The organism is Marinomonas flavescens, from assembly GCF_004352835.1.
GTDB lineage: Bacteria > Pseudomonadota > Gammaproteobacteria > Pseudomonadales > Marinomonadaceae > Marinomonas > Marinomonas flavescens.
The window spans coordinates 126,070-150,402 of record NZ_SJSB01000003.1 but is presented as its reverse complement, the minus strand read 5'-3'; the positions used below and the strand labels follow the sequence as shown (position 1 = coordinate 150,402).

General features: G+C 43.8%; 23 protein-coding genes. 7 read left to right on the top strand and 16 right to left on the bottom strand.

Going from position 1 to position 24,333, the window contains the following annotated elements; translation table 11 throughout:
* Window positions 1–9: 9 nt before the first annotated feature.
* Together E0D70_RS04465 and E0D70_RS04460 are read left to right on the top strand one after the other, a co-directional pair.
* Window positions 10–573: a TRAP transporter small permease gene (locus tag E0D70_RS04465; RefSeq protein ID WP_133011079.1), complete on the top strand. Its 564-nt coding sequence runs from the start codon at window positions 10–12 to the stop codon at window positions 571–573.
* Window positions 573–1,844, top strand: coding sequence for a TRAP transporter large permease (locus E0D70_RS04460; protein ID WP_133011078.1), 1,272 nt, complete (start codon window positions 573–575; stop codon window positions 1,842–1,844). The genes E0D70_RS04465 and E0D70_RS04460 overlap by 1 nt, the downstream gene beginning before the upstream one ends.
* Before the next feature lie 165 nt (window positions 1,845–2,009).
* On the opposite strand, the gene E0D70_RS04455 is transcribed toward E0D70_RS04460, so the two are convergent.
* On the bottom strand, window positions 2,010–2,894 hold the full coding sequence (locus E0D70_RS04455) for a DMT family transporter (protein ID WP_133011077.1): 885 nt from the start codon (window positions 2,892–2,894) through the stop codon (window positions 2,010–2,012).
* Between the two features lie 154 nt (window positions 2,895–3,048).
* Entirely contained in the window at window positions 3,049–3,837 is a 789-nt protein-coding gene (locus E0D70_RS04450; protein WP_133011076.1) for an alpha/beta fold hydrolase, read from the bottom strand.
* Between the two features lie 432 nt (window positions 3,838–4,269).
* On the opposite strand from E0D70_RS04450, the gene E0D70_RS04445 reads away from it, so the two are divergent.
* Window positions 4,270–5,064 carry a DODA-type extradiol aromatic ring-opening family dioxygenase gene (locus E0D70_RS04445; protein WP_133011075.1) on the top strand — a complete coding sequence of 265 codons (795 nt, stop codon included), beginning with the start codon at window positions 4,270–4,272 and terminating at the stop codon, window positions 5,062–5,064.
* A gap of 31 nt (window positions 5,065–5,095) precedes the next feature.
* Here E0D70_RS04445 and E0D70_RS04440 read toward each other — a convergent pair whose 3' ends face one another.
* The 4 genes from E0D70_RS04440 to E0D70_RS04425 form a co-directional block, all read right to left on the bottom strand.
* Window positions 5,096–5,401: a hypothetical protein gene (locus E0D70_RS04440; RefSeq protein ID WP_133011074.1), complete on the bottom strand. Its 306-nt coding sequence runs from the start codon at window positions 5,399–5,401 to the stop codon at window positions 5,096–5,098.
* A 51-nt stretch (window positions 5,402–5,452) separates the two neighbouring features.
* Window positions 5,453–5,746: a putative quinol monooxygenase gene (locus E0D70_RS04435; protein WP_133011073.1), complete on the bottom strand. Its 294-nt coding sequence runs from the start codon at window positions 5,744–5,746 to the stop codon at window positions 5,453–5,455.
* 159 nt (window positions 5,747–5,905) lie between these two features.
* Window positions 5,906–6,400, bottom strand: a complete 495-nt coding sequence (locus tag E0D70_RS04430) for a TspO/MBR family protein (RefSeq protein WP_133011072.1) — start codon at window positions 6,398–6,400, stop codon at window positions 5,906–5,908.
* A 560-nt stretch (window positions 6,401–6,960) separates the two neighbouring features.
* Entirely contained in the window at window positions 6,961–7,476 is a 516-nt protein-coding gene (locus E0D70_RS04425) for an NADPH-dependent FMN reductase (protein WP_133011071.1), read from the bottom strand.
* 77 nt (window positions 7,477–7,553) lie between these two features.
* On the opposite strand from E0D70_RS04425, the gene E0D70_RS04420 reads away from it, so the two are divergent.
* Window positions 7,554–8,021 carry a GtrA family protein gene (locus E0D70_RS04420; protein WP_240536983.1) on the top strand — a complete coding sequence of 156 codons (468 nt, stop codon included), beginning with the start codon at window positions 7,554–7,556 and terminating at the stop codon, window positions 8,019–8,021.
* 20 nt (window positions 8,022–8,041) lie between these two features.
* On the opposite strand, the gene E0D70_RS04415 is transcribed toward E0D70_RS04420, so the two are convergent.
* Genes E0D70_RS04415 through E0D70_RS04405 form a run of 3 tightly spaced genes read right to left on the bottom strand, consistent with a single transcriptional unit; the run spans window position 8,042 to window position 11,003 of the window.
* On the bottom strand, window positions 8,042–9,061 hold the full coding sequence (locus E0D70_RS04415) for a pirin family protein (RefSeq protein WP_133011070.1): 1,020 nt from the start codon (window positions 9,059–9,061) through the stop codon (window positions 8,042–8,044).
* Complete coding sequence (locus tag E0D70_RS04410; RefSeq protein ID WP_133011069.1) at window positions 9,058–10,326, bottom strand: sensor histidine kinase; 1,269 nt, start codon at window positions 10,324–10,326, stop codon at window positions 9,058–9,060. The genes E0D70_RS04415 and E0D70_RS04410 overlap by 4 nt, the downstream gene beginning before the upstream one ends.
* Window positions 10,323–11,003: a response regulator transcription factor gene (locus tag E0D70_RS04405; RefSeq protein WP_133011068.1), complete on the bottom strand. Its 681-nt coding sequence runs from the start codon at window positions 11,001–11,003 to the stop codon at window positions 10,323–10,325. Before E0D70_RS04405 ends, E0D70_RS04410 begins: the two co-directional genes overlap by 4 nt.
* Window positions 11,004–11,150: 147 nt before the next feature.
* On the opposite strand from E0D70_RS04405, the gene E0D70_RS04400 reads away from it, so the two are divergent.
* Window positions 11,151–12,170, top strand: a complete 1,020-nt coding sequence (locus tag E0D70_RS04400) for a glycosyltransferase family 2 protein (protein ID WP_133011067.1) — start codon at window positions 11,151–11,153, stop codon at window positions 12,168–12,170.
* Window positions 12,160–13,614 carry an ArnT family glycosyltransferase gene (locus tag E0D70_RS04395; RefSeq protein ID WP_133011066.1) on the top strand — a complete coding sequence of 485 codons (1,455 nt, stop codon included), beginning with the start codon at window positions 12,160–12,162 and terminating at the stop codon, window positions 13,612–13,614. The genes E0D70_RS04400 and E0D70_RS04395 overlap by 11 nt, the downstream gene beginning before the upstream one ends.
* A gap of 61 nt (window positions 13,615–13,675) precedes the next feature.
* On the opposite strand, the gene gbdR is transcribed toward E0D70_RS04395, so the two are convergent.
* Window positions 13,676–14,794 (bottom strand): choline metabolism transcriptional regulator GbdR, encoded by a 1,119-nt coding sequence (gene gbdR / locus E0D70_RS04390; RefSeq protein WP_133011065.1) that lies wholly within the window; start codon window positions 14,792–14,794, stop codon window positions 13,676–13,678.
* Window positions 14,795–15,137: 343 nt separating this feature from the next.
* Entirely contained in the window at window positions 15,138–16,262 is a 1,125-nt protein-coding gene (locus E0D70_RS04385) for an FAD-binding oxidoreductase (RefSeq protein ID WP_133011064.1), read from the bottom strand.
* 300 nt (window positions 16,263–16,562) lie between these two features.
* On the opposite strand from E0D70_RS04385, the gene E0D70_RS04380 reads away from it, so the two are divergent.
* Window positions 16,563–17,855, top strand: a complete 1,293-nt coding sequence (locus E0D70_RS04380) for an aromatic ring-hydroxylating oxygenase subunit alpha (RefSeq protein WP_133011063.1) — start codon at window positions 16,563–16,565, stop codon at window positions 17,853–17,855.
* A 102-nt stretch (window positions 17,856–17,957) separates the two neighbouring features.
* Here the strand turns inward: E0D70_RS04380 and E0D70_RS04375 are convergent, their stop codons facing one another.
* From E0D70_RS04375 to dgcA, 5 genes are read right to left on the bottom strand one after another with little or no spacing between them, the layout of a single operon-like run.
* Window positions 17,958–18,206: a hypothetical protein gene (locus E0D70_RS04375; protein ID WP_133011062.1), complete on the bottom strand. Its 249-nt coding sequence runs from the start codon at window positions 18,204–18,206 to the stop codon at window positions 17,958–17,960.
* A gap of 10 nt (window positions 18,207–18,216) precedes the next feature.
* On the bottom strand, window positions 18,217–18,987 hold the full coding sequence (gene etfB, locus E0D70_RS04370) for an electron transfer flavoprotein subunit beta (RefSeq protein WP_133011061.1): 771 nt from the start codon (window positions 18,985–18,987) through the stop codon (window positions 18,217–18,219).
* On the bottom strand, window positions 18,977–20,272 hold the full coding sequence (gene etfA, locus E0D70_RS04365) for an electron transfer flavoprotein subunit alpha (RefSeq protein ID WP_133011060.1): 1,296 nt from the start codon (window positions 20,270–20,272) through the stop codon (window positions 18,977–18,979). Before etfA ends, etfB begins: the two co-directional genes overlap by 11 nt.
* Window positions 20,272–22,218 carry a (Fe-S)-binding protein gene (locus E0D70_RS04360; RefSeq protein ID WP_133011059.1) on the bottom strand — a complete coding sequence of 649 codons (1,947 nt, stop codon included), beginning with the start codon at window positions 22,216–22,218 and terminating at the stop codon, window positions 20,272–20,274. Before E0D70_RS04360 ends, etfA begins: the two co-directional genes overlap by 1 nt.
* A 32-nt stretch (window positions 22,219–22,250) precedes the next feature.
* A complete protein-coding gene (gene dgcA, locus E0D70_RS04355; protein ID WP_133011058.1) occupies window positions 22,251–24,326 on the bottom strand; it encodes a dimethylglycine demethylation protein DgcA in 2,076 nt (691 codons plus the stop codon).
* Window positions 24,327–24,333 lie beyond the last annotated feature (7 nt).

Genomic DNA, 24,333 nt, shown 5'->3' with positions numbered 1-24,333 from the left:
AGCACGGTAATGCCTAATACTGAAGAAAAACGAACCGATCCCACTGCCAGTAGAGAGCATGATCCTGCTCTTTGGGTTCGCTTAAATTATAAATTAATCACCTTTTGCGGTCGTCTCTCTGCTGCCTTTTATGTCGCTATCACACTCATAATCACCTATGAAGTCGTCGCGCGATATATTTTTACAGCGCCTACTATTTGGTCAGAAGATGTTTCTTTGTTGTGTCAAATATGGGCAACTTGTTTAGGAGCAAGCTGGGCTCTGCAAAACAAAACACTCATTCGAATTGATTTTTTAACCAATTTATTAGGTTTAAAAGCAAAAAAAGCGTCTGATTTTCTCTCCCTCCTTTCCATTACTTTTTTCGCTGGATTTATCGCTTACTACGGCTACCAGCTAGTAGTAGATTCCATCTCAATCGGCGCCGCGTCGGCAAGCATGTTAGGACTTCCTCTATGGATAACTAAATCCGCTATCCCGATTGGTTTTGGATTACTGACCATTCAATCTATTCTGGAAATGGGTTTATTGTTCACCAGAGAATATAAAAATCACGAAGAGGTCTCGCTATAATGACCATTGTTTTATTATTAAGCCTATTAGTCGTGACCTTGCTCATTGGTATCCCTGTCGCTTTTGCATTAGGTGGTATTGGTCTTGCTATGCTTCTTTATGCTGGTTTTTCTCCCATCATGGCACCCATGGCGATCTACTCCTCATTCGATAGCTTCATTCTGTTATCTGTTCCGCTGTTTTTAATGATGTCGAACATACTGCTACAAGGTGGCGTCGGACGGGATTTATTTAGAGCGGTTCAATCTTGGGTAGGCCATTGGCCTGGCGGCCTTGGCATTGCAACTATCGCGTCTTGCACCATTTTTTCTGCCATTTCTGGTTCATCCGTCGCAACGGCTGCGACCATCGGCAGCATAGCCATCAACGAAATGACTGAGCGCGGCTATAATCGCCCTTTTGTGTATGGATTAATCGCCGCTGGCGGCACATTAGGCATTCTAATTCCTCCTTCTATTCCGATGATTGTGTATGGGGTAATTACAGAAGAATCCATTGTTGATTTATTTTTAGCCGGAATCGTACCTGGCTTATTAATGGCGACAGGTTTCATTCTCTATTGCCTTTTTTATGCAAGATACAGCAAAGATTATATTGCCAGCGAGAAAGCCACTAGCGCAGAACGTAAGTCTGCCACCTTGCGAGCATTACCGACTATTTTCTTGGCAACCATCATCATTGGTGGTATTTACACTGGTATTTTCACACCAACAGAATCTGCCGGCGTTGGCGTGACAGTCTCCCTTGCTATTGTGATTCTCATGAGAACCTTCAGTGTCGAGAAATTCAAAGCCGCAGCGATGAATACGATGAAGCACACGGTAACTATCTTCTTAATCATTGCCGGCGCCAAAGTATTTAGTAAAGCCATTACCCTGTATCAAATACCACAAGATATCTCCATGTTAGTCAGTGAAAATATCTCTGAAGTGGGTTTATTTATTGCGGCAGTGTGTTTTATTCTATTAATAATGGGATTCTTTTTAGAGTCTGTTTCTATGTTATTAATTATGATGCCTGTGCTTTATCCGTCACTCGGATTATTAGGCATTGACCCAATATGGTTCGCAATTATTTTTGTCATAATGATAGAGTGCGCTTTAATAACCCCACCCGTAGGTTTGAATTTATTCGTCATACAGTCAGTTTCTGGTGGGCGATCATCGGAGATAATAAAAGGGGTCTGGCCATTTATAGTAATAATGCTTCTTTGCTTACTACTGGTTTATTTCTTTCCCGGTATTGCGCTATACGTTCCCTTTAATTTTTAGTCTAGAGGAATGGAACACCGATATCTGCATGAAGTGTAGTGCTTAAGTCATTCACTCTACAGCAGAACCAAAAAAGGGTTTGAAGATTGTCTTCAAACCCTTTTTTATCCAACTTTTTTATGTAACATGCTTTTATTCGTTATGGTTGCGGTTTCAGTATGAGATTCAGACAGAGGCCGCTGTCACTAATAAAACGCTGACCACTATCATGGAACCACCAAACCATTGCTGCGCCGTTATTTTTTCTGAAAATCGATATTTGGAATAATACAAGGTACCTAAGATTTCCAGCTGACCTAACGTTTTAACCATAGCTGGATTTACTAACGCGAATCCTGTAAACCAACCAATGGACCCTAAAGAGCTCAAGACACCCACTTTAAGACTCAGCGCTCTATTTTTCCTAAATGGAGCCAGAACATCACGACTTTTCACCACTTGTAAGCCGCACAAAATCACAGACTGTAACGCTAATACATACCATAAGGTTACGCCTGCACTGGTAATAATAGAACCTTCCAATGAATGGCTTGCCATTGACGCCATCACTGATGTAATTGCAAAACAAAGACCACTACCCAGACCAAACATTAATGATGAATCTTTATGAACTTGTTTTAAATTCTTCCATTTCAAACTCATCACCAAGGCTCCGAAAACACCAAAAGCGATTCCCCACCACGCCATGGTGGTCAATGCATAATTCAGTAGCGGCAAACCAATTAGTGCCGCTAGCACCGCTTCCGTCTTCGCCAACAATGTACCTAAAGCAAAGCTGCCAGATTGAAACACTCGCAACATTAAATAGGTCGCAAAAATCTGAGCAAGCGCACAAATACTTGCCGTAATAAAGAAAATCGACCCTGCTGGTAACGACACCCATCCCAATAAAAAAGCACAAATCAACAGATATAAAGTAACCAGTGGCAATCCATAAAACGAACGGGACATAGTGGCATGCAAAAAGCCTGATTCATGCGCTAATGTATTTTGATGAGCCGTACGAACAGACTGACATGCCGCCGCAAATAAAGTAATAAAAACCCACATGAAATCAATGCTTTCCTAGTAAAAAATCAAGAGCGCTAAGCATGACGTTAAGTGTGGTATTTGTAAAAGGAATTAATATTATTAGTTAGATTCCTAAGCGGAATATTAGCTTCAATGTCAGACTATCATCTATTCTTATGAGAAGAATATCACCTTAAAGCAGAGTGTCGTCACTAAGAACGTGTGTGCACTCTTCTGCGTGGCTTGTCACCAAAAAGTGACTTGCCCCCTTAATCTCATAGGTTTTACTATTCGGAATATGTTCTTTCAAATGTTCACATATTGAGCGAGCCACTGGGTTAGAGTGGTCGCCGTAAACCAGACGCGTTGGTACAGTACATTTTTCTAGATGGCTCAGATCATAGTCCATACTAGAACAGAGTTCCCAATGACGGATATTATTACTCGTTAAAGGCTCCATACTCTCTTTTATAAAGTCAGGAAATAATTCAAAAGCCCCCGCTTCACCCCAAAAATCGATAACTTGACCACAAGCATAATGTTTTTTATTCGCCACATCTCGACGATATTTAAACAAAAAATCCTGAACAGAGTCACTCATTTCTGTATCTTGAGTACGATCCAACACCCATGTCGCAACCGGTTCAAATAGCGTGACTTGACTAAGCTTTAAATTACCTTGAAGTGCTTGAACTAATGCAACAACACCACCAAAAGAGTGACCAACCAAATGAATAGCTTCATCCGTTAACGACTGAACTACCTGCTCTAAAATAGCCAACTCTGTTTGGATAGAAGGCGTAGAGAAGTCATCAGGGTCTGGCATACCACAATGGCCAGGAAGCTTTATCGAGATACAACGATGATTTTCAGCTAACAGTTTAATCATTTTTTTCCATGTCGATGTAGTCGCATAAGAGCCATGAATAAACACAATTGGTGATCCAGCCCCCTGTTCTTCAAAATAATTTTCTATATTCATGCTGACTACCTAACGCTTACGTTTGACTTCTAATACTGAATAAACAGAATACACGTTTTATAGTTGACTAAAAAGTAATCAATGCCGTTTTGTATCGTATTCTGAGATACCCGTTGCAAAAATTAACCATCTTGAGCGAAGAATTTAAAGCCCGATTATATTTCGGACTTTAAAAACACCATGATATAGAAACATACCGTGCCACTACACCTCATGGAATGGCGCGCCACCAACAAAAAACACTCGTGAATTAGAAACGATTTGTTGTTAATGATTCAACAATAGATCTATTTATCTTCAAATTGACAATGAATATTATACTTCCATCAGATCACCAAGCCGTGATCAGCCACGTTTTTAACCTTAGCCCTCACTGCGCCTGTGCTTGATGGCGTGCCGAATAACCTATTCATTACTTATCGAGACATTAGAATGACCCACCAGCCGACCCTTTTTATTTCTCACGGCTCACCAATGATGGCCTCAGAAATCAGCAGTACTTCTATTTTTTTAAGTCAATTAGGAAAGGAATTAGCCAGACCCAAAGCCATCGTCATTTTCTCAGCCCACTTTGATCTAGCGGCCGACATCGTGATCACATCCGGCCAGCACCCTGAGACCATCCATGACTTTTACGGTTTCCCTAAACCCTTTTATGACATCCAATATAAGGCACCAGGCGCCCCTTTATTAGCACAAGAAATCGCGTCTTTTTTCCATAAGGCAGGATTAAAACCGATATTAGACAGTACACAAGGCTGGGATCATGGTGTCTGGATCCCTCTTAAATTGATGTATCCGAAGGCAGACATTCCTATCGTGCAAATCTCTATTAATAGCCAGCTAGGCCCGCAAAGAAATTACCTCTATGGGCAACTTGTTAGCACATTAAAAGATGACAATATCATGATCATTGGATCAGGAGGTATTAGCCACAATCTGAAAGAACTGTTTAACCGAAAACCAACGGAAAATCGCGTAGCGATGGTGACAAGCTTTACCGATTGGGTGCATGAGAAGCTGATAAATAAAGACATAGATGCACTATTAAACTACGAGAAAGAAGCGCCTTTTGCTCACTTTAACCACCCGACTAAAGAGCATTTTTTGCCACTGTTCGCCGCGCTCGGCAGCAGCGACTTGAGTTCCGACTCAACTCACGTTCGGCGTCTTCATAGCGACGTAGAAGGAGACGTTCTGTCGTTAGACACCTATTTATTCTCATAAGCTCCTACAAGAACCCCATGCATCAGCCCGATTATACTTCGGGCTTTAAAAATACCATGGTATAGAAAATATACAGTGCCACTACACCCCATGGAACGGCGTACCACCAAAAACTGGTAATTGTGCTGCCTTTCCAATAGTGAATCAGTACGATGATCGCCGTAATCACAAAGGACAATGGCAAGACAAAGAAAGAAGAACTCAATACCTTGTCATCAAACTCTGTTAAGACATGATGTTGAGCAATGGCGCCACCAGCAAAAATACTCATGATGACCATATAGCCACCCAGCGCCAACTGCACAAACGTGCCTATCACCACCCATATTAAAGGCATTACTCATCCTTAAATTTTATTCATCTTTGATACTGTTACTGGCAGAATTGGTTATACCAAATCCAAGCGTAATACCTTAGTTGGACCTGCTCGAAACGAAGGCGTCAGCTTACTGGCTTCTTTCATATGAGGTGTTTCATGATGCGCATGCCATGCGGCTTCACTGGCCCAACGTTCAGTAAGTACAAGCTGGTCATCGTTATCTGATACTTTATGAAGCTCATACTCAAAGCAACCCTCTTCTTCTAATACCAGTGGTTGAAGCGTTTTAAAAAGACGGATTTGTTCATTGGCTTTACCCGTTTGAACATCAATCAAGACCACTAGTTTTACTTCCTTATCCATAATAACCTCATATTCTCGGTAGTCCGATAGACAGCACTCAGTGCTATCACGTTTATAGTCAATATTTGAGCACCTTCTCTTTATATCAAACTCAATGCGTTAAGTACGATTCTATTGAGCTGTTTCTAATCATTATTCACTGTGTATTACTGAATAGCATTAACTCAATATAGAGAGATTGAGCTGCCAAATAGAAAAGTTAAGTGCAGCCGCGAAGCTTACCCAAAGAAGATATGGTAATAGTAGAAAACTTGCCAGTGGACTAACACGCCAAAATGCAATCAGCGTAGCGACAATCATGCCCCACAAAAAGAGAATATTGACGAAGGCATAGGCACCAAGATGCCACGCAAAAAAGAGCCAGCTCCATAGACCATTCAAGGCAAGTTGAATAAGAAACAGCGAGAGCGCTACTCGTGCAGAACGATCTCCATGACACCAAACAAGCCATGCTGAAAATGCTATTAGAACATAAAGGAATGTCCATACCGGACCAAATAACCAAGCAGGTGGTGCCCATTCTGGCTGCGTTAATTGTGCATAAAAACTTTTCGCTTGGATGGAAGCCATCGCACCAAGTAACGCGACAAGAAAACAAACGCAAAGCCAAAAAAACAGACCTAGCGCTTGTTGTCGTTTTGAAAACACAGCCATATTTCAACCCTCTGTTAATTGTTTTTTAATTGATACTCCACGAGTAAGCTAGCCATACGAAAAACCTCTTATATATTGATTTTAATCGTTTTTTTAGGCCAATCGTGAGCCAATATAAATATATTATGAAAGCATTTTATTTACCTATATCACTTCACTGAAAATAGGCACATACTAATTTTGTTGTAAATGAATTGATTCAACTCTTTACAGCAATAGCCCTCAGGTTAGCTCAAACTGACTTTAGGTTAATTCAGTTTATAACGAGTAGAAATTATTATGAGCAAGGGTCAAGACAGTAAAAAAGATTCGAAGAAGAAACCGCTTTTAACAGCAAAAGAAAAAAAAGCAGCCAAGGTTATTAAAAAGTCCCCCATTAGTAACGTGTTAACTAAGTAAGCTTATTATGGTCACCATCATATCTGGTGACTTTTACGTCTACCGATACTCATATCTCTTATTTAGGAGTACGGCTGAAGGTGCTTTTAATGACAATACCAGATATAAAAAATCCAACACGATCGTTGGATTTTTTATATCTCGGGTAACACCAATAACACTTAAGCTTTAGCAATAAGGTCCAGCAAAGACTGCTTAACACTGGCATCAAGTATTTCACCCTCTTTCATGACCTCATAAAAAGAAGGTACACTCAAACTACCCAGCACATTAGCATCAAAAAACGGTAAATTATTCAGTGCTAAGTTCAGTACATTTTGAGCACCTCCAGGACCTGGCGATGTCGACAAAACAATAACGGATTTATTCTGATACACCTTTTTAACCAACCGTGATGCCCAATCAAATGTATTCTTGTAGGCCGCTGAGTAAGATCCATTATGCTCAGCAAAAGACACAACGATTAGATCAGCATCCGCAATTTCATCGATAAAAGATTGAGCTTCCTCTGGGATACCAAACTCCTTCTCTCTATTTTCACTGAAAATTGGCATAGCAAAATCATTAAGATCCAACACAGTGACCGACGCACCTTCAATTAAACTTGCCGTATAAGAAGCAAGCGCTTTATTGATTGACTGTTCACTCGAACTCGCACCAAATGCTAGTACTTTCATATATTCATATTCCTTCAACTATGTTGTTTTAAAGACAATTCATTTTTTTTCGACGAACCTATTTTTACACTAACTCAATGATTCAAACTATCTTTCAAAAATCTTTTGTACGCTTCGCCATTGTTGGCAGTCTTGGCTTCTTAGTAGACCTAATAAGTATGATTGTTCTGTCTTTTTGGTTATCACCAATGATGGCAAGAGCTGGTGCTTTTTGGTTTGCCGCTAGCTCAAATTGGTTATGGAATAGACAATTTACATTTAACACCAAAAAGAAAATGGCTATAAAGGAAATAATCCATCAGTGGGCTCATTTTATTTTTTGCTCTGCTTTATCTTTTATCCCTAATTGGGGGTGTTATTACTTCTTAATGCATTTTTTCACACCAAATCCCCAGTTACACTTACTCTCGTTACTGTGGCCTTATTTAGCAATGGCGCCTGGAATTCTTATAGGATTGTTTTTAAATTACGTTTTTTCCCTGCGATGGGTATTTGCAACTAATTCCAACGAGCCTTTAGCTAAGGTACAAAAAAGGCCTCTATAAAGAGACCTTGAATTATCGAATCATTGATCAGGTTGTTCTTCTAAACCATTTACATGATGAGCAAAACGACCTTTCTTCTTATCATGTACTTGATCGTGTCGTGACCATGGCCAACCACCAAATTGCGTACGCTGATAATCTGCGACAGCTTGCTGAAGCTCTAATTTGGTATTCATTACAAATGGGCCCCGCTGTTGAATTGGCTCCTCAATGGGGCGACCTTGTAACAATAAAAATCGCGCTTGTTTTCCTACGTTCTCAATCACTAATGATGCATCACTTTTCAGCTCAATGGCTTCTTTAACATCCACACTGGTGCCATCAAGAATGACTTCCTCTCCTTCGAAAAAGTACAACATACGGCTCAACCCAGCTAGTGCTTTTGGCAAAGTCCAGCAACCATTTTTTGGAATATCAATCACCCAAATAGCCACATCATTACTTTTCTCAGCGGCCCATGAATCAGGAGGACAAGGCAAGGCCTCTACCGTACTAAGCTCACCAGCAATAATACGAACAGAAGTAGTAATACCCGCCTCATCATGCAATTCAACAATCGGCGTGTCTTCACGCCATAACATCGCAAAGTGAGGTGGCACCATTTTATTTTTAGCAGGTAGGTTTAGCCAAACTTGAAAGAGTTCAAGAGGATTTTTGTCCGACTCTTTAAGCAAAGGAAACATTTCAGAGTGCTGAACCCCCTTACCCGCAGTCATCCATTGCGTATCACCTTTCCCATAACGTCCAGCCGACCCAAGTGAATCTGAGTGATCTACAAAACCTTCATTTACAATAGTGATGGTTTCAAAGCCTCTGTGTGGGTGTACTGGAAAGCCTGGCACTTTTCTACCATGATACATGCGCCAACCGTCAATACCTTGAAAGTCTTGACCAATCGGACGGCCTTGCAACGAGGCGTCTGGTCCCATATCTGGATTCGCTTTTGGATAATCATCGTTATGAAACGCACAAAATAAAAATGGGTCTAACGTTGGCCAAAACATTTTTAACGGTAACCGTTTTATAATGTTGACACTCATGCTTTCCTCTCTGGTGGGAACCGTACTGTCGCGGTACACCCAACCTCTTCATTGTTTAACAAAGTAAACTCACAATGATATTTCGTACAAATATCACGAACGATCATTAACCCTAACCCATAACTTTCGCCTGTAGGCTTCCCTTCAAGGCCGCAACCAGAATCAATAATTTTGATAAGATTATCCTCCATGACCACCAAAACCTGCCCTTTATCTGTGCAAGCTAAAGCATTCTTAACAAGGTTACCGACCAAAATATGCAAAGTGGGTACAGGAAGCTTTGTTTTAACACTGCCTTGAGAAGAGACTTTCAGCTCGACAAATTCATTAGGCTGATATTCTCTGTGCGCTTCGCAAATCAATGCCAGTTCGGCCTCATTAATCACGCGCGTAGACATGCTGTCCGTGTCTTCATCGCGCGTCAGAGACAACAAAGTAGTGATATAATCTTCCATTTCTTGGCAAGCTTTAACCATGCGCGTACGCTGACGTTCCATGAATTCTTTTGAATCTGATTTATTTAATAAGGTAAGCGCCCCTCGCATTACCATTAATGGCGTCCTAAGTTCATGACTTGCATTACGGTTAAATGCACGCTCACGCTCGACCAAGCTTCTAATTTGATTTTGATAACTATTTAAGCGGTCGACTAACTGATGTATTTCCCGTGTTGCGGCACCATCAGGTAGAGATATTGGTGAAAAATTTTCAGGGCTGCGTGACTCTAAATTTTTGGATAAATTAGACAATGGCTTAGTCAATCGATTCGAAATACGCATAACTACCCACAAACTGATGATCAAAAGCAATAACGACATAAACAGTTGCGTAGTTTGTGTATCAAACATTTTTTCTTCACTCGATTCATAAATTGCATCGTGGTGAATCAGGTATAAATCTCTAAGCTTACCGTTGATCATCACTTTAGACAGCATAGAGAAGTATTCGAGTTTTGTTTCTGAACTAGGGGCTAGATGATAAGGTTTATCATTAGATATATCTGATTCTAATACCACCCAAGCAGGTAAGTTTTTCTTGCCTAAATACGCATTAGAAAACGGTGGCACGGCAACATGTGTTAGGTTTGTGCCCTGAAAAAGCGCGGTTGCAGTAGCAATATCTTTATCCATTCTTGTTTCAGCGTAGACAGATTCCATATCTTCGATCATGGATTCAAGCATCGAAAAATGAAAAGCAATAATGGCAAAAGCAACAATTGAAAAATACGTAACGGTTAACTGTTTAGAGGTTCTTATCTGTTTCATTCTTCGTCTTCTGCTACCAAGCGATAACCAACTTTTGAAATGGTTCTTAAATAAGCATGTTCAAAGGGGCGATCTATTAAACTGCGTAACTGATAAATATGGCTACGCAGCACCTTACTATCTGGCTCTTCATCTCCCCATAGGGCATCACAAATTTCTTCTTTACTCACTACTTCCGGCGCATGATTCATTAAAGCTTTCAAAATTGTGTATTGTGATGGGTTTAGAGAATAGCGGCTGCCTTCCCTTTGTAACACGCGTGTTTTCATATCCAATGTCAGAGCGCCAAAGGTTAATATTCGATTAGCAATACCACCATTTCGACGGCGAATAAGCGCCTGAAGACGAGTGTCTAGAATCTCTAAGTCGAAGGGCTTAATCAGGTAATCATCTGCCGCATGGGCAAAACCATTAAGAATATCTTCTTTTGTATCTCGTGCTGTAAGCATTAATACAGGCGTATCTATGCCGCTTTCTCGCAGTAGGCGACACACTGTCAGACCGTCCATTTTAGGCAACATAACATCTAAAACAATCGCATCGTAGTGGCCTTTTTTGGCCAACTCAAGACCTTGCAAACCATTATTTGCGTAATCTAAAATATCGCCTTTGATTTCAAAATAATCGAAAATAACACCAGCAATATCTTTATGATCTTCAACCAATAGTAACTTCATACGTTTCTCTGTTTTTATACCTAGTGGATACTGTATTACCTAGGATGAATTGTTACACAATAGCATGAAAAAAAAGTGAATCATCTTTTTACGACACCACTATAGCTAGTATGCCATTATCCAAAACAAAGTACGCAAAGGTGAGTTATGAGTGCAGTACCTTATCTCTACAAAGCACAAATAAAAAAACCGCAGCGACAGCAGGCATTAGTGAGCGTTATCATTCCCTTTTTAAACGAAGAGGATGTGTTAATTGCCTGTCATCGAAGAGTCTGCCGTGCATTGGACGCACTGGGTCAACAGTGTGAAATCATCTATGTTGATGATGGTAGCACAGACAATAGTTGGCACATTGTCAAAAATTTCAACCATCCTCTTCATCAAGTCCAGTGTTTAAGATTGAGCCGTAATTTTGGCAAAGAAGCGGCGACCAGCGCTGGACTAAAAGCCTCAACCGCTCGTTGTGCAATCCTGCTAGATGCTGATTTGCAAGACCCACCTGAATATATTAAAGACATGGTGAAAGCATGGAAAGACGGCGCTCAAGTCGTTGAAATGCAGCGCAAGAAACGTCATGGAGAAAATGTCCTAAAACGTTTGAGCGCACACCTTTTTTATAAACTCATGTCAAAAATGAGCGACCACCCGATTACAGAAAATGTTGGGGATTTTCGCTTACTAGATCAAAAAGTTGTGGACGTAATTAATGCACTGCCAGAACGCACACGCTTTATGAAAGGCTTATTAGCATGGCCGGGGTTCAAACGTGTTATTTTGCAATTTGATCGAGACCCCCGTTTAGCTGGCACGACCAAATGGAATTATCCAAAACTGATTCATTTGGCTTTAGAAGGTATTACATCTTTTAGTACAACGCCTTTGCGTTGGGCGACTATAGCGGGCATTCTTACCTCTCTAAGTGCATTTGTTATGGCACTCGTCATTCTCACCAAAACACTCATATGGGGAGACCCTGTCACAGGCTACCCTTCAACTATGTTAATAATACTCTTTCTAGGAGGTATACAATTATTATCCATTGGTGTACTTGGCGAGTATATTGGCCGCTTATTTATTGAATCAAAACAGCGCCCTCTCTACATCCTTATGGAAGAGACATTCAACCACCCCACATTTGCACGTCAGGAAATAGAGTATGCCCCTTAAGTCAAATACATTCCCCTCGTCTAAACTACTGTTACTCTTATTACTAGGCTGTGTGGTACTGCGTCTTTTATCATTAGGCCTTTATCCATTAATGGACACTACCGAAGCTCGCTACGGTGAGATGGCACGTATCATGGTAGAGACAGGCAATTGGATCACCCCAATGTTTGATTACAATGTGCCTTTTTGGGGGAAACCTCCAATGTTTGCCTGGCTCAGTGGCCTCGGTTTTAGTTTATTTGGCATCACTGAATTCGCCGCTCGCATCCCTCATTTATTAGTAGGAATAGGCATTCTTTATCTGGTCTATTTTCTGACAAAAGAATATTTTGACTCTAAAAAAATGGGCATTTTTTCGAGTGCTGTATTAGCCTCTACTTTTTCATTTTTATTAATTTCAGGCGCTGTCACCGCAGACACGGCACTGACATTTTCGATTACACTTAGTATGGTCAGCTTTTGGCAAGCCTGGAACAATAAGCACCCTATTTGGGGCTATTTATTTTTCATTGGACTTGCATTAGGCATGTTATCTAAAGGACCGCTAGCCGTTGTTTTAGTTGGTATTAGCCTTACTCTATGGCTTATTCCTAATTACCGCTGGAAACGTTTATGGGAAGTTTTACCATGGGGCTACGGTAGCCTTCTTTTTCTAATTCTATCGATTCCTTGGTACGCAATTGCTGAATATAGAACGCCTGGATTCTTGGATTACTTTATTGTTGGTGAGCACATCAAACGCTTTATCATTGGTGGCTGGCAAGGCGATTTATACGGCACCGCCCACGAAAGAACTCGCGGTACTATTTGGGTATATGCAGTGGTCGCTATGTTGCCTTGGACACCACTGTTAATCGCCCAATGGATACGATTAATTCGGACTGGTCAAGACACTCAAGAGTCTAGTAATGGATTTGGCAGCTTTCTGATTGCTTGGATGCTAGCACCATTGCTGCTCTTTACATTTGCAGGCAATATCCTATTGACCTATGTCATGCCAGCATTACCAGCGGCTGCAATTTTAGTGGTTCATTACCACCGCTATAGAGCATTACCGAAATGGCTTTATAGTCTAGGACTAGTAACACCAATCTTGCTAATTGCATTTATTAGCGCACTGCATTTTCACTATGGTGAAATACGTTCAGATAAAAAAATAATGACCATATGGAAACTACAAGACGAAAGCAAAGCGGATGATTTATTTTATCTAAGAAGCCGCCCTTTTTCGTCCGAGTTTTATTCTTCAGGGAAAGCATTACAACGATCTGGTGATGTCCATTCTTGGCTGCCTAAGCAAGAAAAACCGTTTTTCATAGTGCAAAAAATAGACAGAAGTGCAGTGTACCCAAATTGGACTTGTTCAGAACGAGCTGAGATAGCAAAGAAAAAACTTTTATTCTGCGAGCCAACACCGCACACAGTACCAAATACTAAATACTAAATAAGAGAGTTTAAATAAGGGAGTAATTATTACTCCCTTATTTAAAGAGGCCTAGACCATGTTAAATAGCCACAGAGCCATAACTTGGCTCAGCATGGGCATTGTCCAAGGCCGAAGAAGCATGAGCCATATAAACAACACTTCCTGCATCATTTAACTCACTAAGATGAGGCACAGCCTCTACGTTGGCCCAAGCTATCTTACGCTCATCGCGGGGTGAAATTCCGATGTGTTTACGGTAGCAACGGCTAAAATGTGGAGTCGAAATAAATCCGCACGCGGTGGATATTTCCACGATGGACATGTTCGATTGTTTTAATAACTGACGCGCTCGATCTAAGCGCAAGCGCAGATAATAACGTGAGGGTGAACAATCTAAGTATTTGTGAAACATACGCTCTATTTGTCGACGAGACACATCCACAAACATGGCCATTTCATCCAACTCAATAGGTTCTTCTAAGTTATTTTCCATTAACTGAATCACATCAACCAGCTTAGGCTTACAACCTCCGCCGTTATTTAATTGTCGCAATGGCATACGCTGTTGGTCAGATTCCGTACGGATACGCTCACAAATAAACATATCTGACACGGCATTCGAAAGCTTGGCCCCATGCTGACGAGCAATCATCGTCAGAAACATGTCCATTGGTGCACTACCACCAGAAGATGTTAGTCGATTACGGTCGATGGAAAACAATAAATTATTGCAGTTTACCTTAGGGTAACGCTCTTGCAAGGCGGTTAAACACTCCCAATGAACACTGCAATTATATTCGTCTAGTAAACCGGCATGCGCTAGCACATAAGCGCCAGTGCAAATACTTCCTAAATGAACGCCTTTGCGCGCTCTTTGTTGCAACCAAGACACCTGCTTACCGGTAAAAGTACGGGTAATGTCTAATCCACCCACAACGATGATCAAATCCAGTTCAGGCGCATTCGCTATGGAAAAATCTGGTGTCAGGCTTAAGCCGTCACTGGCGGATAATGGTTGTCCATCTTCAGAAATTAATTGCCAGCTATACAACTCTTCTGCAGATAATTGATTCGCCATTCTTAATGGCTCTATTGAAGAGGCCAAGGCGATCATAGTGAAATGATCCAATAATAAAAAACCCACTCTCGTGACTTTTTTCGCTTCTCGATGAGAAGCTGGGGGTGTCGCTGTAGCCATGTCTGTGCCCTCCTATTATGTTTCTTTAAATTAGGCAAAATTCAGACCAATATTAAAGAAACACTATTTTTATTTTTTAGGGTTAAACGATCAAATTTCAAAGAGTGCTAGTCACGCTTTGCATTCAAAAAATAGTTAACCATTACTGTAAAATAGCGGCATTAATCACATGACAATGTAATCAAGCTACTTACAACAATCAAACAAAATTGAACGCTATTTCTTACCTGACTAGCATTTAATTTTTTCTGAGACGGATAAGCGCCTGCACTACTTTAGCTTATCCTTGACCTTTTATTGATCACTCATTTAATAAAAAATTATCCCTTACAAAATTTTTGGCTCAAAACTCAATAACAACATTAGACTTAGGGACGGTACAACAAGAAAGAACATACCCTTCCGCCACATCGTCATCAGTGATACCACCGTTATGGTCCATTTGTGTTTGCCCTTCTTTTACCAACACTTTACAGGTACCACAAATGCCCATACCGCAGGCTTTGGGGATCATTAAATCCAATTTGGCCGCCGCGGTATGTAAGGTTTCTCCAGCCGATACCTGAATACTTTTGCCGGTGTTAGTAAACTCCACCCGCAGTAAATCTTCTTGATTAATGGCATCGGCTTCCGCTTGTGCCACTTCCGCTTGCTCTAAGGCATCTTCAACCGCGCTCTCTGGCGTCGCACCAAAAGATTCTTCATGGTAATGGGACATGTCGAAGCCATGTTCTTGCAATAACTGCTTTACCGCTTTCATATACGGCGTTGGACCACAGCAAAAAATCTCTCGCTCCATAAAATCTGGCGAAATCATTTTTAGTTTATCTTCATCAAAGAAGCCTCGATAACCTTGCCACGGCAAGCCGTTTTCCATGCGTTCGACAATCAAATACAAGCCAAAGTTATCTAACCGTGACGCCATATGATCCAGTTCGCGCGGATAAATCACATCTCGAGGAGAACGGGCGCTATGGATAAAGGTAATGTCCACATCGGCGTTTGTATCAAACCACCAGCGTGCCATCGACATGACCGGGGTAATGCCCACGCCGCCCGACAGCAGAAGCACTTTATCAGCACTAAAATCAATACAGTTAAACTGGCCTACTGGCCCATGAACCGCCAACTCGCTGCCGATTGCCATATTGTCATGAAGCCAGTTCGATACTTCCCCACCCGGCACACGCTTAACCGTAATGGAAAAACTGTAAGGCACCGATGGTGAACTCGAAATCGTATAAGAGCGCATCACTTGTTTGTCGTTGATCTCTAGTTCCAAGGTCACAAATTGACCCGGTTTAAAGAAGAACATCACCGGCTGCTGCGCCATAAAACAAAAAGTGCGTACGTCCCACGTCTCATGAATGACTTTTACGCAGCGCACATTGTGACGGCCATTCACCCAAGTTTGAGTATTTACTGGGGCTAAGTAATCCGCATTTACAGCAGGAGTCGAATCAGTCATAAAGAGTTCCCAATTAGTGACGCTATTGTCTGGTATTTCGAACATTCTCTTAGGAGTTTGGATAGACCAATTAACTCTAAACGACAATAACTTGCTCATTGCAGCCAACACCATGTAATACAAGCCATTGATGGTCGATTTGAATGTCACAGGATGTCGTGATTAGACATTTTAATAAGCCGTCATTGGGAGAAGATAAGCCTAATGTTATCGCTCAAGAATCTCATCATACGAGATGAGCATCTCGCCTATATTAATAGGCTCATTCTCCATTCTTTTTGTTATTAAGGGTCCAGAAAGATGAACCAGAACGATCTACTCAATGTCCGCCACGCTACCCTTGATGAGGCACGCTCTGGCATGCTCAGCTTGTTGGAAAACCGTCTTGAAAATCACTCTCTTGAGGCACCGCTTTATAACGACCCTCATTTGTTTCGAGTAGACATGGAAGAAGTCTTCCAAAAAGAATGGCTGTTCGTTGGCATGACCAGTGAAATCCCCCAAAAGGGCAACTATTTCACCGTCGAAGTAGGCCAGAACCCAGTGTTAGTACTGCGCGATGCGGATGGCAATATCAACGCCTTTCACAATACCTGTCGCCATCGGGGCTCGGTCATTTGTACCGAACATCGAGGCAAGGTAGCCAACCTCGTTTGCCCTTATCATCAATGGACCTATGATCTAAAAGGCAATCTTCTGTTTGCTGGCACCGAGATGAAGCAAAATTTTGATAAAACACAGCACGGCCTAAAAGCAGCCCATTGTAAAAATGCCGGTGGCTTTATTTTTGTCTGTTTAGGAGAGACGGCACCCGACGATCAGTTTGATGAGTTTCTAACCACCTTGGATAAATACATGGAACCCTACGACGTCGAGAACACCAAATTGGCGGCGGAATCGACCATGTACGAACGCGCTAACTGGAAGTTGGTGCTTGAGAACAATCGTGAGTGTTATCACTGCTCAGCCAGCCACCCAGAACTACTAAACTCTTTACTTGAGTGGGATGACACTCACGACCCACGCGCACCTCAGGACTTTCACGATCACTACAATGCTCAAGCCGCACAATGGGACGCTGAGGGTATTCCCCATGAACACAAAAGCTTTGGCGCTTCTCAGCGTAACCGCGTGGTGCGTATGCCACTGAAAAAAGGCACCAAGGCGATGACGATTGATGGCAGCGCAGCGTGTAAAAAGCTGCTTGGTAGAGTGAAAAATCCAGAGCTCGGCTCAATGCGTATTTTGCACTTGCCGAATTCTTGGAACCACATGCAATCTGATCATTTTGTGGTCTTCCGCGTGCTGCCGGTATCGGCTCAAGAAAGCATAGTGACGACCAAATGGTTTGTTCACAAAGACGCAGTAGAAGGCGTCGATTATGATCCTAAGACATTACGTCATGTTTGGGACGCCACCAATGAACAAGACAAAATCCTCGGTGAACGTAACCAACTGGGCATTAACTCCATTGGCTATCAACCCGGCCCTTATTCAGAAACCTATGAATTTGGCGTTATTAACTTCTTAGAATGGTACGCCAATACTATTAAAAAGAACCTTGTGACTAAAAAGAACCTTGTGACACCGTAAGGTTACACAGCAAGCACTTGATTCAGACATGCTCTTAATACCAGGCATAAAAAAACGGGCGTTTAAACAGCGCCCGTTTTACAACACATCTCTTTGCCCTGATTACGCTGCACCAGTAAAACTGGCAAAACGCTGCAACAGTGCTTTCACTTCTGGTAACACAGTCACTTCATTATGCTCCATCTCTTGGCAAAGTTGTTGCACAAAAGAGATTTGCTCAGGGTAATCCTTTAACCAAGCTAAGGTCGCATCGCGCACTTCATCCAAGCTTTGCTGTTGGCTAATAGGCGCACCAAGCGCGATCAGCTTTTCTTTAAAATCTACTTCATCAACCAAGTCTACAATCATCATAGTTTAGTACCTAGCGAATCACTTTCTCTTCTAGTAAAAGATCAAAAATAGCACGCGCTTTCTCTTTCGGCGTTTCGTTCTTCATCACCTTGCCAGTGCCCCCTTCGGGTTTCGCCGTGGCCGCTTTAAAGCGTTCGGCAGCGGTTTTCGCTTTCACTGTTTTTAAGCGCTTCGGACGAGATTTTGCGACTGACTCTTGCCAATCTACACGAATCCGATCCACTTCACCAACACTCTCGACGCTTTCTATACTCGCTCGTAAACCAAGCGCAAACGCACTTTGGCGGGCGATTTCAGCGGCATGATCAACACTGGCAATAAACGGCAGCTTAACACTTACTGCACGACGCTGGCCTCGTGGTAGCGCCAACAACACTTGCGCTTCGCCATCCTTCACTGAAACGATATCCGCCACCCGCGCCACCACTGGCCAACCTAAAGCATGGGCCAATAAATAAGGCACCATGCCAGAGGATTCTCCACTTTCAGCGCGCACACCGGTGAGCACAATGTCTATTTTTTCTTGCTGTAAAAACTGGCTCAATATCGGCACCGCATCAATACTTTTGTCTTGTTTCAAGATCGTCATTGATGGCAAGCCCATGCCCGCATATTGACGTAATACCGGATCATCCGGATCACCAACATGCACCACAGACAGCGCCTTAGCAACCAACTTTAAACCCAATTCTACCGCCCGCCCATCTTGATCCGCACGTCGTGCACGACCCGATTGAGGATGACGCCCCACCGACACCAAAGAAACAACATTAAGCGACATTCTGGCTCTCCTCCGGGCTATTCTCTTGGCTGGGCTTATCATTCACCCCGTATTCTTGAGCCAACTGCATCAGCTCCGATAAAATAACGTCACTGTCATCAATCACACTTAAATGCGATCGCTTCACCATGTCACAACCGGCGTCCGTATTAATGGCAATAATCTTTTCGCACTGACCAATCCCCTGCATGTGCTGAATTGCACCAGAAATTCCGACAGCAAGATAAACCCGCGCTGTGACCCAAGTACCTGAAGCGCCCACCTGACGAAAACGCGGCATAAAGCCATCGTCTACTGCAACGCGGCTTGCTCCTTCAGTGGCACCCAGTGCCTGTGCCGTTTGATGATATTGCGCCCAGTTATGGATGCCATTGCCTGCCGAAACAATAAACTCCGCTTCGGCCAATGGAATTTCATTAGGGTCTACCGCCACCTGACCGTGATCGATCAAGTGTGCCGACTGAATCTCCAGAGCGTCCACACTGATCGGCAAAACTTCATGTCGTGTTTCATCAATGGCGTTACCGCACTCTTCTAACACCATCACAATACGAGGTGTTTGTCTGGCGATATCAAGGCTGCCCCCTGCACCACGACAAACGACTTTCTCAGGTATCACTTGCCAAGCTTGTGTCGCTGGCCGTTCTCCCAAGCTCGCCGCAAGACGAGAACCTAAGTCCGTACCACCATGAATACTGTCTGGAAATAACCAATGCTGAGGCGCCAATTGCGTGTCTATTTGGACCAACGCCGCCACTCTCGCTTCTGGCGTAAATCCTTCAAACTCAGTACCGGTTAGGTGAATCAAGCGATCCACACCCGCCAAATCAAACTGGGTTTCTTTGACATCACCAAAGCACACTGCCACCACGGCGCCGTTGCCTTCCATGCCCCCTTGTAACGCATGCGCAAGACCCAGAATGTCTTTGTCATGGGAGGACAAGCGACCACCCACTAAATCTGGTACCACGACAAGATAAAAATCAGGCGTCGTCACCACATGCAACGGCAACACAACCTCTTGTGCTGAACCATGGCGTTTGTTTGACGTGTCTGCACCATTGCCCTTTAAGCGATCAATTCGTTTAATGCCATTGGGGCCAATAAAACCAATTTGATGCGGATTTTTACGGATCAAGCCACTGGGCCCAACGACACTACCAAGGCCTTCATTGATCACCTCATGGTACAAAGGGTGTAAGCGATTACGAGCAATCCATTCCTTACGAGGATCACGACGTACTATGCCTAACGAAGATATGCCTAACGAAGAGACGTTACTCATTAGTGCACCTCCTCAGCCAGCTGACCCACCAAAATTTCAGCAATGTCTTTCACCACAGGTCGAGGCTCCACCACCCCTTCCAACATCGCCGTACATTGCTGACAACCGACCGCCACTAGTTCAGCACTTGTCGCAATCACATCTTCCATTCGCATGTCCGCAATACGACGTTCGCCTGGAATGTCGGTGATCGGTGCGCCACCGCCACCGCCACAACAACGAGAGCGGAAACCGGAGCGTTCCATTTCAGCAATCTCAATGCCTAATGAACGCAGCAGTTCACGTGGCGCATCGTACTCACCGTTATAACGCCCTAAGTAACAAGGGTCATGATAGGTTACTTTGCCACCTTTGAAGGCGTCTAGCTTGAGCAAACCTTGTTGCACCAATTGATTCAAAAACGTCGTGTGATGAAGAATCTCAACACCTTGACCTGATGCGCCTTTAGAAAGCACACCATCGTCATCAAAATCCCCATATTCATTGCGCAAACAGTGATAAGCATGCGGGTCTGTCGTCACTATCTTGTTAAATTCATACTGCGACAAGGTCGCTAAATTACGCTTCGCCAAACTTTGAAACGTAGCGTCATCGCCTAAGCGTCTTGCCACATCGCCACTGTCTCGCTCTTCATCCCCTAAAATCGCCACATCGACATTGGCGGCTTTCATTAGCGAGACAAACGCCCTAAGAATACGCTGACTGCGCATATCAAAAGCGCCATCGGAGACCCAAAACAAGACATCAACGACTTTTTTCTCTTTCATCAAGGGCAAGTTCTGATCCGCGGCCCAATGGGTCCGGCTCGCTGGCGAATGGCCATTTGGATTGTCTGTCGCTATGATATTTTCTAAAATCTCGGCGCCTTTGTTTGGCGTTTTGCCTTTTTCCATGGTGAGAAAACGACGCATATCGACAATCGCATCCACATGCTCAATCATCATTGGGCATTCTTCGACACAGGCCCGGCAAGTGGTACAAGACCATAAGGTATCCGCATCGATCAAACCGGCGGTAATCACATTATTGATGCCACCTTGGGCCTCACCAAGCGCTTTACCTTTTCCGTCAGCCGCAGGATAAGGGCTTCCTGCGTAGTTCGCATCTGTCCCACCCGCTAAACCAACCACCATATCTTGAATCAGCTTTTTCGGATTTAATGGCTGTCCTGCTGCAAACGCTGGGCACATGGCCTCGCATTTACCACACTGCACACAGGCATCAAAACCGAGTAATTGGTTCCATTTAAAATCACTAGGCTTGGCCACACCGTGAACCTTGCCGCCTAATTCAGCCGGCTTCAAACCCGTAGAGCGGCCACCACCAAAACGCTCAGGACGACGGTGAAAAGCAAGATGCAACGCCCCTGCAAAAGCGTGCTTCATCGGCCCGCCCCACGTCATGCCAAAAAGCATTTCCGACAAACTCAGCACAATGCCAATCGACAAGACGATCGTCAGTAACCAACCGCCAGTGCCTTCTGGCAAAACACCCGCCATCGGCAACGTCAGTACAAAAAAGGTCACGGCAAACGTCAGCAAGCTTTTCGGCAGACGCATCCAAGGCCCTTTCGATAATCGACTAGGTGGATTAAAACGACGCTTAGCAATAAAGAGTGCACCAACAAACATCAGCACCAAGGCAACCAAAAGCGCCCCAGCAAGAAGCTGATGACCAACGCCAAACACATGCACCAAGATCACCAGAGCCATGGACAAAACGAATCCGCCAGCGGTCGCCACATGGATTCGAGACATGTATTTGTCGCGTTCCACCACATGATGAAGGTCGTGCAGATAGCGCTTCGGCATTGCCAATAAGCCAGCCACTATGTTTACTTTGTCCGGCTGCCCGGCGCGCCACAAATTCGCACGCCGAACCCCGCCAATCACCGCCAAAACAAGCAGCGTCACAATCAACACTGAAGGTAACCAGTCAATAACCATGATGAATCCTCATCAACCAAGCGCGCTAATCGTTAAAGGTCTTTGCACAAACGCAAAGCATCGTACAGCGCCGCATGGGTATTTCGCTGTGACACACAATCGCCCAAACGCCATAAGATCATGCCATCGCCTGTGTCTTTGCCATGTTGCTCAAGCACAGGTTGTGGCTTGATATCGTACAAAGCCTCAACGTCGATTTGACCTTTATTGCAAGACGCGGCTTTTAACGCGTAATACAAATCTTCATTAGGTCGGGTGCCATTTTCAACCACCACTTGGTCCACGACGCGCTCTTCTTGTTGGCCGGTGTATTCGTTTTCTAATACCGCCACCAAGTTGCTGCCTTCACGATAGACTTTTTCGAGAATCAGATCCGAAGACATGATGACTTCTTTTTCATAAAGCGAACGATAGTAAGTCGGGAACGTAGTACCGCCGATGCCAACACCTGGCTTGATATCATCCGTAACCAACTCCACCAAGGCGCCTTTTGACGCTAAGAAATCCGCCGCTGACATGCCAGAGAACTCACAAATAGTGTCGTAGATCAGCACGTTTTTGCCCGGCTCAACCTTGCCACTCAAAATATCCCAAGTGGACACAACCAAACCTTCTTCTGCGCCCCACTCTGGGTTTTGCTCAAGAAAAGGACGACCACCCGTGGCCAAAATACACACATCGGGCGCCAAGCTGTTCACCAAGACTTCATCCGCTGCGGTGTTGAGTCGGATATCCACGCCCAAGCGTTCTAGCTCCATGATCAGCCAACGACTAATACCGGCGATTTGATCCCGTTGTGGCGCTTTCGCAGCAAGGGTAATTTGCCCACCCAGCTCAGCGGCGGCTTCAATCAAGGTAACCTTATGACCGCGTTCTGCCGCCACTCGAGCGGATTCCATACCACCAGGACCACCCCCAATCACCACCACATTGCGAATCACTCCACTGGTTTTTTCTATCACATGAGGCAAGCCCATGTACTCACGGGAAGTCGCCGCATTTTGAATGCACAATACATCCAAGCCTTGGTATTGGCGGTCGATGCAATAGTTTGCGCCGACACACTGGCGAATTTGATCGACCTGATCCATTTTGATCTTGGCGATAAAATGCGGGTCAGCAATGTGCGCTCTTGTCATACCGACAAAATCCACATAGCCCCCTTCAATAATACGTTTCGCTTGATTTGGATCCTTGATGTTTTGCGCATGAATCACAGGCACATCCACCACAGTCTTAATCCCAGCCGCAAGATGCAAAAAAGGCTCAGGCGGATAAGTCATATTCGGAATCACGTTTGCCAAGGTATTGTGCGTGTCACAACCGGACCCCACCACACCAAAGAAATCGATCATGCCAGTGTCGTTAAAGTATTTGGCAATTTGCTTCATGTCTTCATGGTTCAAGCCATCAGGGTGAAATTCATCCCCTGAAATACGCATACCCACAACAAAGTCAGGACCGACTTCTTTGCGTACCGCTTTCACCACTTCCATGCCGAATTTCATCCGACCTTCAAAGGTACCGCCCCACTCATCGGTGCGTTTATTAACCCGAGGCGACCAGAACTGATCGATCATATGCTGATGCACGGCGGATAACTCAACGCCATCCAAACCACCTTCTTTCGCGCGCCGCGCTGCTTGCGCAAAATCACCAACAATACGCCAGATTTCTTCTACTTCAATGGTTTTACAGGTCGCACGATGGACCGGCTCACGAATACCAGAAGGCGACATAAGGTTGGGCCAGTTTTCACCATCCCAACGAGAGCGGCGCCCCATGTGACTGATTTGAATCATTATTTTTCCGCCATGCTTATGCACGGCGTCGGCTAGATTCTGGAAATGAGGAATAATACGATCAACCGATAGATTGACAGAACTCCACCAGCTTTGTGGGCTATCGATCGACACCACACTGGAGCCACCACAAATACACAGACCACAACCACCTTTGGCCTTTTCTTCGTAATACTTCACATAACGGTCTGTTGTCATGCCCCCATCAGTGGCATATACCTCCGCGTGAGCCGTACTGACAATGCGGTTACGCACTGTTAACTTGTTGATATTTAATGGCTCGAACAACGCATCATATTGGGACATAGTAGAA

Bases quoted from the DNA above. Each gene is read 5' to 3' on its own strand.
- E0D70_RS04440 (WP_133011074.1), bottom strand. From the start codon at position 5,401: ATGCCTTTAATATGGGTGGTGATAGGCACGTTTGTGCAGTTGGCGCTG.
- E0D70_RS04450 (WP_133011076.1), bottom strand. From the start codon at position 3,837: ATGAATATAGAAAATTATTTTGAAGAACAGGGGGCTGGATCACCAATT.
- E0D70_RS04405 (WP_133011068.1), bottom strand. From the start codon at position 11,003: ATGAAGTTACTATTGGTTGAAGATCATAAAGATATTGCTGGTGTTATT.
- gbdR (WP_133011065.1), bottom strand. From the start codon at position 14,794: ATGGCTACAGCGACACCCCCAGCTTCTCATCGAGAAGCGAAAAAAGTC.
- E0D70_RS04455 (WP_133011077.1), bottom strand. From the start codon at position 2,894: ATGTGGGTTTTTATTACTTTATTTGCGGCGGCATGTCAGTCTGTTCGT.
- E0D70_RS04380 (WP_133011063.1), top strand. From the start codon at position 16,563: ATGAACCAGAACGATCTACTCAATGTCCGCCACGCTACCCTTGATGAG.
- E0D70_RS04420 (WP_240536983.1), top strand. From the start codon at position 7,554: ATGATTCAAACTATCTTTCAAAAATCTTTTGTACGCTTCGCCATTGTT.
- E0D70_RS04430 (WP_133011072.1), bottom strand. From the start codon at position 6,400: ATGGCTGTGTTTTCAAAACGACAACAAGCGCTAGGTCTGTTTTTTTGG.
- E0D70_RS04400 (WP_133011067.1), top strand. From the start codon at position 11,151: ATGAGTGCAGTACCTTATCTCTACAAAGCACAAATAAAAAAACCGCAG.
- E0D70_RS04425 (WP_133011071.1), bottom strand. From the start codon at position 7,476: ATGAAAGTACTAGCATTTGGTGCGAGTTCGAGTGAACAGTCAATCAAT.
- E0D70_RS04460 (WP_133011078.1), top strand. From the start codon at position 573: ATGACCATTGTTTTATTATTAAGCCTATTAGTCGTGACCTTGCTCATT.
- E0D70_RS04415 (WP_133011070.1), bottom strand. From the start codon at position 9,061: ATGAGTGTCAACATTATAAAACGGTTACCGTTAAAAATGTTTTGGCCA.
- E0D70_RS04375 (WP_133011062.1), bottom strand. From the start codon at position 18,206: ATGATGATTGTAGACTTGGTTGATGAAGTAGATTTTAAAGAAAAGCTG.
- etfB (WP_133011061.1), bottom strand. From the start codon at position 18,987: ATGTCGCTTAATGTTGTTTCTTTGGTGTCGGTGGGGCGTCATCCTCAA.
- E0D70_RS04360 (WP_133011059.1), bottom strand. From the start codon at position 22,218: ATGGTTATTGACTGGTTACCTTCAGTGTTGATTGTGACGCTGCTTGTT.
- E0D70_RS04385 (WP_133011064.1), bottom strand. From the start codon at position 16,262: ATGACTGATTCGACTCCTGCTGTAAATGCGGATTACTTAGCCCCAGTA.
- etfA (WP_133011060.1), bottom strand. From the start codon at position 20,272: ATGAGTAACGTCTCTTCGTTAGGCATATCTTCGTTAGGCATAGTACGT.
- E0D70_RS04395 (WP_133011066.1), top strand. From the start codon at position 12,160: ATGCCCCTTAAGTCAAATACATTCCCCTCGTCTAAACTACTGTTACTC.
- E0D70_RS04435 (WP_133011073.1), bottom strand. From the start codon at position 5,746: ATGGATAAGGAAGTAAAACTAGTGGTCTTGATTGATGTTCAAACGGGT.
- E0D70_RS04410 (WP_133011069.1), bottom strand. From the start codon at position 10,326: ATGAAACAGATAAGAACCTCTAAACAGTTAACCGTTACGTATTTTTCA.
- E0D70_RS04465 (WP_133011079.1), top strand. From the start codon at position 10: ATGCCTAATACTGAAGAAAAACGAACCGATCCCACTGCCAGTAGAGAG.
- E0D70_RS04445 (WP_133011075.1), top strand. From the start codon at position 4,270: ATGACCCACCAGCCGACCCTTTTTATTTCTCACGGCTCACCAATGATG.
- dgcA (WP_133011058.1), bottom strand. From the start codon at position 24,326: ATGTCCCAATATGATGCGTTGTTCGAGCCATTAAATATCAACAAGTTA.